11 protein-coding genes and 1 pseudogene are annotated in these 13,419 nt (G+C 44.0%); all 12 read left to right on the forward strand.

Going from position 1 to position 13,419, the window contains the following annotated elements; translation table 11 throughout:
- Positions 1-456: pseudogene (locus H5300_RS27830) on the forward strand (electron transport complex subunit RsxC); the annotation flags it as partial.
- A complete protein-coding gene (gene rsxD / locus H5300_RS02040) occupies positions 456-1,502 on the forward strand; it encodes an electron transport complex subunit RsxD (protein ID WP_060982282.1) in 1,047 nt (348 codons plus the stop codon). The pseudogene H5300_RS27830 and the gene rsxD, both read left to right, overlap by 1 nt.
- Before the next feature lie 13 nt (positions 1,503-1,515).
- Complete coding sequence (gene rsxG, locus H5300_RS02045; protein WP_004734043.1) at positions 1,516-2,145, forward strand: electron transport complex subunit RsxG; 630 nt, start codon at positions 1,516-1,518, stop codon at positions 2,143-2,145.
- A complete protein-coding gene (locus H5300_RS02050) occupies positions 2,145-2,837 on the forward strand; it encodes an electron transport complex subunit E (RefSeq protein ID WP_004734044.1) in 693 nt (230 codons plus the stop codon). Before rsxG ends, H5300_RS02050 begins: the two co-directional genes overlap by 1 nt.
- A 206-nt stretch (positions 2,838-3,043) precedes the next feature.
- The gene (nth, locus tag H5300_RS02055) at positions 3,044-3,679 is read left to right on the forward strand and encodes an endonuclease III (protein ID WP_182795313.1); all 636 of its coding nucleotides are present in this window, start codon (positions 3,044-3,046) and stop codon (positions 3,677-3,679) included.
- Positions 3,680-3,792: 113 nt separating this feature from the next.
- Entirely contained in the window at positions 3,793-5,106 is a 1,314-nt protein-coding gene (locus H5300_RS02060; protein ID WP_061026083.1) for a site-specific integrase, read from the forward strand.
- A complete protein-coding gene (locus H5300_RS02065) occupies positions 5,103-6,749 on the forward strand; it encodes a hypothetical protein (protein ID WP_182795314.1) in 1,647 nt (548 codons plus the stop codon). The genes H5300_RS02060 and H5300_RS02065 overlap by 4 nt, the downstream gene beginning before the upstream one ends.
- A gap of 179 nt (positions 6,750-6,928) precedes the next feature.
- Positions 6,929-9,064 (forward strand): hypothetical protein, encoded by a 2,136-nt coding sequence (locus H5300_RS02070; protein WP_220503425.1) that lies wholly within the window; start codon positions 6,929-6,931, stop codon positions 9,062-9,064.
- A gap of 10 nt (positions 9,065-9,074) precedes the next feature.
- Positions 9,075-9,497 (forward strand): hypothetical protein, encoded by a 423-nt coding sequence (locus H5300_RS02075; protein WP_061026077.1) that lies wholly within the window; start codon positions 9,075-9,077, stop codon positions 9,495-9,497.
- Positions 9,498-9,539: 42 nt separating this feature from the next.
- Positions 9,540-9,977, forward strand: a complete 438-nt coding sequence (locus tag H5300_RS02080) for a VPA1267 family protein (RefSeq protein WP_061026075.1) — start codon at positions 9,540-9,542, stop codon at positions 9,975-9,977.
- A 23-nt stretch (positions 9,978-10,000) separates the two neighbouring features.
- Entirely contained in the window at positions 10,001-12,139 is a 2,139-nt protein-coding gene (locus tag H5300_RS02085) for an ATP-dependent RecD-like DNA helicase (protein ID WP_259397522.1), read from the forward strand.
- A gap of 480 nt (positions 12,140-12,619) precedes the next feature.
- Complete coding sequence (locus H5300_RS02090; RefSeq protein ID WP_182795316.1) at positions 12,620-13,309, forward strand: DUF4238 domain-containing protein; 690 nt, start codon at positions 12,620-12,622, stop codon at positions 13,307-13,309.
- Positions 13,310-13,419: the final 110 nt, after the last annotated feature.

Here is a 13,419-nt window from a genome sequence, read left to right on the forward strand (position 1 = left end):
GCCAAGAAAGCTCAACAAGCAGAATCAGCTACTCAAACCGAAAGTGAAGTACCGGTTAAAAGTTCTGGCGATGCTAAGAAAGATGCTGTCGCTGCGGCCATTGCTCGCGCTAAAGCCAAGAAAGCACAACAAGCTAAGCAAGACGAAGCAGCAGAAACTCCTGAGCCAGTGATTGAAGTTGAAGCTGAAATTCAATCAGAGCCCGTCGATCCTAAAAAAGCGGCCGTTGCCGCTGCAATAGCTCGCGCTAAAGTGAAGAAAGCACAGCAAGCTAAGCAGGAAGAGTCAGCAGAAACACCTGAATCTGTGGTTGAACCTGTAGTTGTATTAAAGGCTGAAACTCAACAAGAACCAGTCGATCCTAAAAAAGCAGCTGTTGCTGCCGCAATTGCTCGTGCTAAAGCAAGAAAGGCGCAGCAAGAGCAAGACAAAAAGAATAATGAGGAGAAAGAGTAGTGGCCTTCTTTATCGCCAGCTCACCGCACGCACACAATCGTAGAAGCACCCCTGATCTCATGAAATGGGTCGCTATTTGTGCATTGCCAGGTCTACTAGCTCAAACCTACTTCTTTGGATGGGGTACGCTCATCCAATTAGTATTTGCTATTGCACTTGCTGTTACCTTTGAAGCCGCTGTAATGCTGCTAAGAAAACGTCCGCCAGTGATGGCATTACGTGATTACAGCGCTGTTGTGACCGCTTGGCTACTCAGTGTCGCGATTCCTCCGCACTCTCCGTGGTGGATTCTAGTGATAGGTATGTTCTTCGCAATTGTCATCGCGAAACACCTATATGGCGGCCTTGGGCAAAACCCATTTAACCCAGCGATGGTCGCTTACGTTGTTTTGCTGATCTCATTCCCAGTTCAGATGACCAGTTGGAATGCTCCAGCTAGCTTAACGGCTGAAGCAACCAGTTTTGTGGACTCATTCTTGATGATCTTTACTGGCTTCAATAATGAAGGCTTATCTCTACAACAAGCTCGTTTAGGGATTGATGGCACCACAATGGCGACGCCACTCGATGCCTTCAAAACCGCATTAACGGCAGGTAACACAGCTTCTGAAGCTCTGTCTCAACCGCAATTTAGCTGGTTAGCTGGCGTGGGTTGGGAATGGGTAAACCTTGCTTACCTTGTTGGTGGCCTAGTGTTGATTAAGCAACGTGTGATTCAATGGCATATTCCGGTAGCTTTCATCGGCAGCCTTGCGCTGTTTAGCCTGGTATTCTTAATCTTAACGCCAGGTGAAACCGCTTCGCCAACCATTCACCTATTGTCTGGCGCGACTATGCTTGGCGCATTCTTCATTGCGACCGACCCAGTTTCAGCATCAACGACAGTGAAAGGTCGCTTGGTATTTGGTGCGCTGATCGGTGGTCTAGTCTTTATCATCCGCAGCTGGGGCGGCTTCCCTGATGGCGTAGCGTTTGCTGTATTGTTAGCCAACATGTGTGTTCCACTGATTGACTACTACACCAAACCTCGTACATACGGCCACTAAGGAAGCAGATACTATGCTAAATGCAATTAAGAAAAACGGTCTTGTACTTGCGATTTTTGCCTGCGCTTCGACAGGTTTGGTGGCCGTTACTCACTACCTGACCAAAGATCAGATCAAACAGCAAGAACAGGCTCAGTTACTGTCTGTGCTTAACCAAGTGATCCCGCACGATCTTCATGACAACGAGCTGTTTTCAGCTTGTACTTTGGTGGAAGCTGAGGAGCTTGGAACAGAACAAGCAATGCCGGCTTATATTGCTACACTCAACGGTGAACCTAGCGCGATTGCGATCGAAGCCATTGCTCCTGATGGCTACAATGGTGCAATAAAAGTAATTGTTGGGATGAAAATTGACGGTACCATTTTGGGTACACGTGTGCTTTCCCACAGGGAAACTCCGGGGTTAGGCGATAAGATAGACCTTCGAGTGAGTGATTGGATACTCTCTTTTGCAGGCAAACAAGTAACCGAGTCGAATCTTGATCGCTGGAAAGTTCGCAAAGATGGTGGTGACTTTGACCAGTTTACTGGCGCGACCATCACACCAAGAGCTGTCGTTAAGTCCGTCAAACAGGCGGTGCAGTACGTTAACCAAAACAACCAAGCATTGCTTGCTCAACCTCTAAATTGTGGTGGTGAATAATGAGTGACCATAAAACACTGATCAAAAATGGCATGTGGGCCAATAACCCTGCCCTAGTGCAACTTCTTGGGTTATGTCCGCTGCTGGCTGTATCGTCAACAGTCACTAACGCACTTGGGCTCGGCATTGCTACCTTGCTTGTACTGGTCGGCTCAAACGTTTCTGTTTCTTTGGTTCGTAACCATGTGCCAAAAGAAGTGCGTATTCCAGTATTCGTGATGATCATTGCATCACTGGTAACCTGTGTTCAACTACTGATGAATGCCTACGCATACGGGCTTTACCTATCTTTGGGTATCTTCATCCCACTGATCGTAACCAACTGTATCATCATTGGCAGAGCTGAAGCCTTCGCGTCTAAAAACGAAGTTTTACCTGCTGCTCAAGATGGTTTCTGGATGGGCCTTGGCATGACATCGGTACTGGTTGTATTGGGTGCGATGCGTGAGGTTATTGGTAACGGAACCCTATTTGATGGCGCAGATTTGCTCCTTGGTGATTGGGCTTCGGTATTGCGCATCCAGATATTCCAATTTGATAACAGCTTCTTGTTAGCCCTGCTACCACCAGGTGCCTTTATTGGTGTTGGTTTCTTGATTGCTTTGAAAAATATCATCGACAACCAAGCTAAAGCTAGACAGCCCAAACAAGAAAAACCAGCTATTGAACGCGCTCGCGTTACCAATGCCTGATAAGTTACAGTAGCTTAAACCCTGCTGAATAACTCAACCGCTCAGCAGGTAAATAGATTAACCAAGTACACATAATAATGACGCTCATAAGAGCGCGTAACCGATGATAAAGCCTGAACCATTGCGGAACTTGTTATTTTAAAACGAGTAAGTTTGAAAGAACTTCGCCGGAACTCAAGCCCTAACTATTTGAAAGTAATGTCGCTATGAACAATGTAAAACGAGTAGAAATACTTGAGCGTTTAAGAGAAAACAATCCACAGCCAGAAACTGAGCTTAACTGGAACAGCCCTTTCGAGTTGCTGATCGCCGTGCTCTTATCTGCGCAGGCAACCGATGTCAGCGTCAACAAAGCCACTGATAAGCTTTATCCAGTTGCTAATACACCACAGGCTATTTTCGACCTAGGTGTCGATGGCCTAAAAGAGTACATCAAGACCATCGGTCTGTTTAATTCGAAAGCAGAAAACACCATCAAAACGTGTCGTATGCTGCTTGACCTACACAATGGTGAAGTACCAGAAGATCGCGCTGCATTAGAAGCCCTTCCAGGCGTTGGTCGTAAAACAGCAAACGTAGTGTTAAATACTGCATTCGGTTGGCCAACCATTGCCGTTGATACTCACATCTATCGCGTATCAAACCGCACTAAGCTCGCCATGGGTAAAACCGTCGATGATGTCGAAGCAAAGCTACTTAAAGTTATCCCAAAAGAATTCAAACTGGATGTCCACCATTGGCTCATTCTTCATGGACGTTACACCTGTGTTGCGCGTAAACCACGCTGTGGCAGTTGTATCATTGAAGACCTGTGTGAGTACTCTCCACCAAAAAAAACGTAAAGAGCTAACGTACGATAAAGATAGGGATTCCAGTTGGAATCCTTTTTTTTGCTTTACAAATATAAAAAAAGCACATATGGTGTAATTATGTGTAACTGATAACGAGCTTTGTAGTGATTGGTTTAAGTGAAAGTATTCAAGTTAGGATATACAAAGATATAAATAACGCTTCTTTTCCCGTAGTTGTTCGGGGGAGTGGTCTACCTTGCTGCTTGCACCTTAACGCTTATCTCAATGGCAATCATAAGTCCCCATTTTCAAAGGGGAAATCAAAACAGTTACCATCATTCTACACTCGAAAGAAATATGCTTATGAGTTGAAGTTTTTGTACTGCTTCTTCATGCAAAAGAACATTGACCTTGTCGAGCGTGTAGCAAGTGGCTCTTTTCTATCTATCGAGGAAATAGACGGTTATATTCGTGCTTGTAAATTCTATGTGGACACTGAGGATGAGAGCGAAAGCGGCACTGTAGTTAGCCTTACCGATAAAAGAATTAGGGATGCAATCCATGCGACATCCAACAGTCAACCAGAAGTATCAGCGCATACTTTTCATCAACGCCTCAACCGTCTTAAAGCCTACATTGAATTTTTATATGTGTGCCATCACTACGATAAAGCTGAGACTGAACAGCAAATCTCCACGGATGACCAATTTAATAAATTCAAACTCTACATCAGTACAGCAATTTCTAGCTCCCGAAAAGACAATACCATCACAAAAGATCCCCTTGAATCGGTCATTCCATCCGATAAATTTTTTAATTTATTAGAGGTTATTCAAGAACGTTCTTCAAACAACCCCTTCAAGTCGAGCAAGCTTCGAAATCAAATTATCACCCAGATATTGATTGATACAGGTGTTCGTGTTGGGGCTGTCTTGAAATTGAAAGTGAGTGATTTAGTGGACGATTGGGACAATCCTAGGTTCCTGCTCACCCGAACCCCCGATGACCCTACGGACACAAGGCGTCTTCCCGCTGCAAACAAAACAAAAGCATTATCTGTTTCAATCTCTCACGATTTAATGAAGCTGATTAAGCTCTACATCGAAACAGTGCGCAAAAGTACACCAAACTCTCATGAACATGATTTCGTTTTCATCTCAGAAAAAGGAAGAACTATCGGAAAGCCAATGTCTTACAACGCAATTCACAAAGTCATTAAGACGATTGGAGATTGTGTTGGGATAGCACTACATCCACATCTACTTCGTCATAAGTGGAATGAAATCTTTGAAAACAAAGCCAAAGCCAAAGGGTTCTCACCGGATAAAATCGAAGACCTTCGCAAATATGCGATGGGTTGGGTAGAAGATTCAAAAATGGCATCAGTCTACAACGAGTTCCAGTTAGCCATGACGGTAGCTGAAATTTCATCCAAGAACTTGAGCCAATCCGTACCCAACCTGAGAGGTAGCAAATGAACAGCGCTGAACTTAAAAGCTTAAAAAAAAGCTATGAAGGTAAACGAACTTTTCAATCAAAAGAAACGGGTTACGAGTTTGATCTCTTTTCTGATGAATGGTTGCTTGGCTACAAGAAGCTGCTTAACCTTGGCTGGATGAATGCGTTAGATAGCGAAGCCTTTCTCGACCTACGACTGGCTATCGCGCACGCTGCCAAACATTATGCTTATTCAAGCATAAATGGGTATGTCAGCACCTTAAAAACCATTTGCGATTACTTAGAGCCAACGACTTTTGAGGCGTGGTGGTTAACACTCACGGACTATAAAAAGAAAGTAAAAAATACCCTATACGCATTTAACAAACGAAGTCATGAGTACAGCAGCAATCTTCTTACTCCGCTCTATGACCTCGTTAAGAATGAGAATTTAGGCAGACAAGATGGCTCAAAAAATATCCTTGATGAAACAACGGGGGCTTACAGTGAAATCGAACGTGATAACCTTCTTGAATCACTAAGAATTGAAACCCTCCATGCACTCAGCAGTGAGATTGCAACAGCAAAGCCTTTCACTCGCCTAAGAAACGTTCTGGCTTGTCAGTTGATGGTGGCCATTGTCAGAAGACCTACGCAACTGGTTAAAATTAAATGGTGTGACCTTTTGCGTGTGGGTCAAACATTTAAGTCGCACAAAGAAAGCAACCGTGATTGGCAGCCTTTAACACAGCATCATTTTTCTGATGTAGAGCAATTGCACCTACGAACCTTCAAAGGTAAAAATGGAGCGTTTAGAGTCGATGCCGAGTCACGTTCTCATCGCCTGGAGCCAAATCTGTCTGAATTGTTGCTTCAGTATTACCAAATGTACGAAACCTTCCTCTGCGCTTCATTGAACAAGAGCGGCGTTGTCCTCTCTGAGAGTGAAACAAAAGAGCTGATGCAACGACTTCCCTTGTTTCCAGACCAAAGCTTATTCTCGGTAGGATTTGATACCAAGGAGAGTCTCTTTCAATCCGTGAGCGATACATCAGAGGCTTTCCACCTATCTTCGGTTGCTCTTGCCCATAATATAGCTTACCTCTTCAATAAAAAATTAAGTATTAAAAGTGACCGAATAGCGCATAAGCCCCTTGCATTTAAAAACAATCGCTGGCGTCATACCCAGTTAACCCTCGCCGCTTGGATGGGGTTAAGCCCTGCGCAAGTTGCTGCCATTACAGGTGTCACGGTAGAGGCAATACAAGATTACCTTGATTTAAAAGCGCCTGAACGAGTCAAAATTGACGAAGCCTTTGCGGGTAACAGTGTCATCCAACGTTTTGATAGCGTATCTTCGAAAGAATTACAGCAACACGCTGACTTTAAAGTGAAAAGCCCATTTAATGAAGAGATGGGGCACAAGCTTAACCCAGCCAACTGCTCAAGCTGTCAATCAAAGGGAGCCGCCCCAATGGGGTGCTATCCCTGTGATAACTTTCGACCTTTGGAAACCACAAACCATCAGCAATATTTAGATAAGGCAGAGCGTAAACTGGCGATTAATAGTCAATCAGGCCACCCCGCTACGGTTAAACGACTGCAAACCATTATTCTCTATATCAAAGTGACAATTATGCTGTGCGAAGAACGAAAAACCATGAAGGTGGGAGAGTGCAAATGAGTCAGATTAACCGCTATATTGATAATCAACACACTTACATCGCCAAAAAGAAAGCGCAGCCTCTGATTGGATTTACCAACGCTCAAGGTGAGCCTGCATCATGGGAGGATATTGCTGTCACGTTTACCGACAGTGACGACAGAACCCAGAATATTTTGTTTTGTAATCTAAATAGAAAGATGCCAAAAGTGGGAACACACTTCACGGATGAGGATCGATTAGCACCTGAAATGTATGACTTATTATTTACCTATACACTTGATATATTGAAAGAAAACACATCTACAGTCAATAAAACAGCAAAAATCACAGCCGCAAGAGTCTTCCTTTGCCACCTAAATGAGAATATCGCGACCGCCACCCTTGAAAGGATTCAATCTGCCATCAACCTGATGACATACAGCACTAACTTAACAGCTTTTATCAACTGGCTTCATCAACATAAAATGCTCGCGAAAAGCTGTCAGCCCGACATCAATACTAACGCTGAAACACTTCGCTCTAAAAGTGGCGATGATGCATTGCAAGCGGAACAAAACAAGCTTCCGTCGGAAAACGCATTACTGGCGCTCGGGGCTATCTTCTATGATGTTATTCCAGCCTATCAGGATGGTGACAAGGAAGGTGCTGAGGCTTGGCAACCCCTTTTATTACCAATGCAAAAGCAGCGAGACAGCTTTAGTTGCACCATGGCAGCACTTGGCATGGCTTCACCCAATCGAATTGGCGCAGAGCAAGTGCTTTTAACAGTGCAACGCATAAAGCCTCATACACAAGTTGTCGATGGCAAGAAAAAAACGGTGCATTACCTCAACTGGCGAGGCTCGAAGGGGTACAAGGATAATGCCAACCACATTAATGCAGAAATGGTCGATAGCTTAGACAGAGCGTTGCACTACACTATTCTCGCTACAGAGCCTGCAAGAGCGCTGGCTCGGTTCTATCGAAAGCCGAACCGCCCTCTGAAAGAAGTGCTCGGTGAATTCAAGCCCAGTGATGAGAATATTGCCCTGCTTAAGCCTTCCATGAGCAAGTCAACCAACCTATTACACCTTGGTTTGCTGCTGGGCTTTTTTGACGGTAGTGACAAATGTGCTCGCGTCACGGCTGATACGAAGGGGGCAATAGATAGAACATATAAACCGCATCATCCAAAGTTCATCAAGCCCATTGCACAGCTCGAAGCCTTCGACACACTGGTGTTTAAAAGTAATTGCCCTTACTCTCAAGCCCTTACAGGATGTAATTTTACAATGCAGCGTCAATACGATAAGTACACAGCAGGCAAGCAAGAACTCACCGTGGCAGAATTTCAGAATCACACCATCGAGATGAATCAATCTCACCTAAAAGGTTACAATAAAAACCAAACTAGGTATGTCAATTTTGAGAACTCACTATTTGCCTACACACAAAAGCAGCTTGGCGGCAAAGCGGCACACCCTTTCTTTTTAGTGCCTATCAGTTCGCTAAGTGGCCTCTTTTCTAGTGACCTAATAAAAGTCAACAAAAATCGGCTTACGCTCTTTGAGCGACACGGCTTCTCATCCAACTTTTTGCTCAAGCCGCACCAACTGCGTCATTGGCAAAATGATCTTCTGGCTAAAAAAGGACTGCCTCACCACCTTATTTCTATGTTGTCAGGCCGAAAAAGCGCCGAGCAAACACTGACCTATATCCATACCACTGACGCTCAGAACGCTTCTGTCATTGGGGACATCTCTTACTCTAATGAACCAGAAAGCGAGATCGAAAATAAGCTAAAGCTTCGTATTGCGACCATGGATCAATTTAATAAGGCAATCGACAATGAAACACCGACTTTTGTCCATGAAACAGGCTTTTGCGATCAAAACCTTGCCCTCTCACCCTGTACTTATATGTCGGAGTTTGAGACGCAATGTGCGTTATGCTCATCTTCTTGTCATGTAACCCATGATAGGGAGGCAATAGACTTACTCCAAAAGGATTTGAAAGTGCAAACGCACAACTTGGAGAGGATTCAAGCGTCTATCAACTTTGAAACAAGTGAAGGGCAGCACAAGTGGTACAAAACCTATTATCGCAATACTTGCATGCTAAAAAAACTCATTGAAGTGCTGTCCGATGAGGCAATAGAAGAAGGTCGTATGGTGCGCTTGCTAGCTCGCTCAAACAGCATAAGAATCACTAACTTAGAGACCCAAACGGTGGAAGAGCAAAAGTTAGCGTTGCCTGATGCCGAGCAAGCCCTGCAAGCTGCTATTGAGGCAAAAAACGACAAAAACCAAGATGAAGCAACGGATAATTTCTTAGGCTTTCTGGACTCACTCTAGGGTAAACAATATGGCACTTAAATCACTAGAAACCGACCAACAAATTTCCATACAGGCCCTTATTCGAAGCTGGGAAGGCAAGTTAACATGGGATTTATTAGTCACAAAAGTAGAATCCAGCTTAGGTATTGCAACCACGAGGCAAACGCTCGACAAGTACGCCAATATCAAGCACGAGTACAAACAGAAAAAGCAAGCCTTAAGGGGCAAGCCTGTTTCGCCTGAAAACAAGGAATTGCTTACTTACTTGCAAAAAGACGTGGATTTAGCAGAAAAGGTGATACAGCTGGAAGCGCAACTTACGGTCGCACAGTCAGAGATTGGTAAGCTTCAGGCTTTCATTCAAAAGTTATCCAGCATAGGCAAAACTAACCCAAGTGTCATGGATGTGTTTCAAAAGACCTTACAAGACGTTGAGCGCAGCAATAAGTAGAAATAGAGCTAAACCTCGAATTACGATATAGCGAGAGATAACATGGCAAGTGGTCAGCAGAAAGCACAGCAAAACTTGGAAGCATTTGAAGTGTGGAAAGCCACACAGACGGACGATGACTTTAAGCAAATCATGTTCCGAGGTCAGCTTAATCGAAACGAGGTGGCAAAGGGCATCGGCTGTGGAAAATCGGCGTTAAACCAAAACCCTGCCCTCAAAGAAGCGCTCAAAGCCTTAGAAGATAAACTGCGCGGCAAAGGTGTCCTGCCACCGTTGAGCGACGCTGCCAACAAAAATGAGGGCAAACCTCAAGCCTACGACAACACAGCAAATCGAAAGCTGCTCGATTCAAAACGGGTGTCGTCATTAGAAGCTGAGAACATTGAATTGAAAGCCAAGGTCAAGGAGCTTGAAAAGCGACTTGAGCGCTTTGGTGAGCTATCTGAAACTTTATCCGAAATGGGGTTGATGCCACGATGAATAGCGCTTTGCATGAAGACCAAATGCGTGTCACCAGTATCCCTTATCGCTCGAACAAGATGGTGATATTCAGCGGTGTACCGCTGGCGAAAGACTCTTACAAAACTAATAGTGGGAAGTATTACGTCACTATCAAAGCCGACCCCGATAGTATCCCTGTGCTTCCAACGCTGGGTCAGCACTGGTCAGTCAAAGGCGCTCGCCAGATAAAAAATATGGAGATGGGTGATTATGTCATGCAGCAGCACACGTATGAATCACCCAAGCATGTTGAATGCATGCTGCCCGAAACTGGCGAACAACTCATTCGTTTTATCGCAAGAGAAACTGACTTTAAAGGTATTGGTGAAAGCAAAGCTAGGGCGCTCTGGCAGCTCTTAGGTAAAGACTTCCATGCCACACTGCAAAATGACATCCCAGACTCTAGAAAGCGTCTAACATCGATTCTGAGTGACGATTCAGTGGAAGCGCTCTTTAAGGGGTACGCCAAATATAAAAATCTGGCACATTGCAACTGGATGAGTGAGCAAAACATCCCCGCCAGTGTGCAGCAACGGCTGCTCAAGCATCACGGTGAAGCCTCTATAGAGGTAATTAAGGATAATCCTTATGCTTTGATGGGCTTTGGTCTTTCGTTCAGTGCCATTGAAGATATTATCAAGGCAACGGATTTTAAGAGCGATGTTGCGAAGGATGACCCAAGAAGGCTCAGCGCGGCTCTGGAAATGGCGATTCGCAAGGAGATTGAAAAAGGTCACACCTATACCACTCATGCCAATGTGCGCCCTTACCTCAACAAACTATTGAAAGACAAAACACTGGTCACTCAGTCGTTCCAATCCGGCCATGATAAAGCTCAGTATATTTTAAATCCCGACACAGGAGCCTACCACCCAACGGCGCAACTTCTGATGGAAAGTGTCGTTGCCAAACGGCTTAATGCACTGACTAAGCGAAATGACTTATTTGATGAAAACGCCAATGCTGCCTATTGCTCTGCGGCTGCGGAACTGCCCTATGACTTAACCTCCAAGCAAATCGAGGCCGCAATAACATGCCTGGACAACTCTGTAAGCTGCATTACTGGCGGTGCTGGGACTGGCAAGACAACGGTACTTAGAACGGCTCTCAGGGCTTACCGTCAACTCGGCTTTGAGATACACGCGGTTGCGCTCAGTGGTCGCGCTGCAATGAGGCTACATGAGTCAATCGGCTTTATCACTTCAACTATTGCTAAGTTACTTCGTAAGGAACCGATTGAGCCAAGTGTTGAGCAGCCGAATCATCTACTGGTGATTGATGAAGCGAGCATGATTGACTTGCCGACGATGTATCGCCTTGTGAATCACATTCATCCCTCTGTACGATTGATATTCACTGGCGACCCGGACCAACTACCACCGATCGGCTGTGGTAAGGTACTGGCAGATATCGTTAAAGCAAAAACGGTGGCTAATACGATGCTGGATATCGTCAAGAGACAGGAAGGTTCAACGGGTATCCCTGAATACTCAATGCTCATCAATCAAGGTGTGATACCTGATCAATTAAGCACGGGGACAATACACTTTCACGAAACCAGCACAACAGACATTGCCAAAGTCTGTTGTGAGCTTTACCAAGAGTCCCCTGAAAGCAGTCGTGTCATGGCTCCAACCAAGGCGCCCGTATCAGAAATTAATAAACTCACCCAACAAGCGGTCAATCCAAACAGCGATAGCCTTGAATTCGAAATCAATGGCGACAAGTTCTTTCTACCACTTAGCTTGAATGATGCGGTTTTATTCACGCAGAATCATTACGAGAAAGGCATTCAGAACGGCTCTCTTGGCACTCTAACCAGCGTCAAGCCTTCTGGTGACAGTTACGGTGAAGTAACACTGGATACGGGTGAAAAGGTCGAGGTAACACAAACCGTTCTAGACTGCATGGAGTTGGGTTATGCAATCACCTTGCACAAAGCTCAAGGATCACAGTTCCCGCGCATCATTATCGCCCTGCAAAAAGGAAGAATAGTTGATAGAGCTTGGCTCTATACTGCAATTACGAGGGCTGAAAGTGAAATTCATATTGTCGGTAGTAGCAAGGAAATGAAGCAGATTACCGAAGCACTTAGCCACTCTCATAAGAGGAACAGTTACCTGGAAAAGCTGTTGCAGTAGTATTTTGTTGCAGTAGGTATTTAAAACTCGTTTATGCCCCAAAACTCGCTAGATCAAATGCTCTACACATTTTAGTGGCGTGCGTTTTCCCTACAAAACCTAATATCAAGTTCATGGCTGATTTACTTACCATCTTTACCTTCTTTTCTACATATCCACATAGTTTATTAAGTTTGATTGTTGTTTGAATATGGAAAGTGGCATGTTTTATTGAGCTTTTGGTCTCGCTTTGTCGATGGTTGACTTTTTAAGCTATTGTTTCTTAGTAGGTTTGTGGTTTTCATGTCTTGATATAGCTCGCATTGTTAAAACGTGATAACGCGCCGGCGCGATTTTATGTGAGGATAGAGTACACAATTTTAATGTATTTTCTTTAATTTTTAGTGACTTATGATAAATTAATCGAAAGTCGAACAGGTAGAAAAACGAGACTGCCTGTTATTAAGAATGTTAGGCTTCTCGACATCATAAGGAGTAACCATGTCGCAAACGGTAAGGCAACATTACGTACCAAGAGTTTATTTAAAAGCCTGGGCATGTCCAAAAGGAAAGGTCGAGGTTCTAGATAAAAAAACAGGGAAAATTTTCACTCCCGCAGTAGAGAACATTTGTCTTGAGAAGTACTTTTATGAAAACCCAAAACTTCCTCCAACAAATGAAATTGAAAATATGTTTTGTGATTATGAAGGGAAGTTAGGGAAAACTAGAGATTTTTTGTCTGCTATTAAAAACAACGCTATCGAATTGTCTCAGCCTATATCAGAAACATTAGCCAGTGCACTAAATGCATTACCAGATCATTTACGAATATTAAAAGAATTTGCATGCATTTCATATTTTCGTACACCCAAAGCCTTTCAGGAAATGCTAAAACAGCTAAAAACAGACAATAATCCTGAAGCGGCAAAAGCAATAAAACAGTTAGAGTCCCCTTATGCTCTTAATAAGCAAGCCTTTGAATCTACAATATTGGAAAGGTTTAAAAAAATGCATATTGCTATTTTATTCAGTGAAACGGATTTAACTACAGGAGATACACCGTGCATTCCGCTAGCGGGAGGCACAGGACATTCAAATTATGCTTATGATATAGGAAGGCATGAAGCTTCATTTGCAACTATGGCTATTACATCAAACATTGCAGTCATGTTCATGGTAAGCGCTCCATAAACCCCGCATTCTAATCACCTATCACGAATAATAAGATCAAGTCTCCAACCATGAGGAGATTTAAAATGGGAAAACGACACACCAATCAAGAATGGCAAATGCTTATAGAG

The organism is Vibrio sp. SG41-7 (genome assembly GCF_014164465.1).
In the GTDB taxonomy this organism is placed as follows: domain Bacteria; phylum Pseudomonadota; class Gammaproteobacteria; order Enterobacterales; family Vibrionaceae; genus Vibrio; species Vibrio splendidus.

Bases quoted from the DNA above. Each gene is read 5' to 3' on its own strand.
- H5300_RS02085 (WP_259397522.1), top strand. From the start codon at position 10,001: ATGCGTGTCACCAGTATCCCTTATCGCTCGAACAAGATGGTGATATTC.
- H5300_RS02070 (WP_220503425.1), top strand. From the start codon at position 6,929: ATGCCAAAAGTGGGAACACACTTCACGGATGAGGATCGATTAGCACCT.
- rsxG (WP_004734043.1), top strand. From the start codon at position 1,516: ATGCTAAATGCAATTAAGAAAAACGGTCTTGTACTTGCGATTTTTGCC.
- H5300_RS02050 (WP_004734044.1), top strand. From the start codon at position 2,145: ATGAGTGACCATAAAACACTGATCAAAAATGGCATGTGGGCCAATAAC.
- H5300_RS02065 (WP_182795314.1), top strand. From the start codon at position 5,103: ATGAACAGCGCTGAACTTAAAAGCTTAAAAAAAAGCTATGAAGGTAAA.
- H5300_RS02090 (WP_182795316.1), top strand. From the start codon at position 12,620: ATGTCGCAAACGGTAAGGCAACATTACGTACCAAGAGTTTATTTAAAA.
- H5300_RS02075 (WP_061026077.1), top strand. From the start codon at position 9,075: ATGGCACTTAAATCACTAGAAACCGACCAACAAATTTCCATACAGGCC.
- nth (WP_182795313.1), top strand. From the start codon at position 3,044: ATGAACAATGTAAAACGAGTAGAAATACTTGAGCGTTTAAGAGAAAAC.
- H5300_RS02080 (WP_061026075.1), top strand. From the start codon at position 9,540: ATGGCAAGTGGTCAGCAGAAAGCACAGCAAAACTTGGAAGCATTTGAA.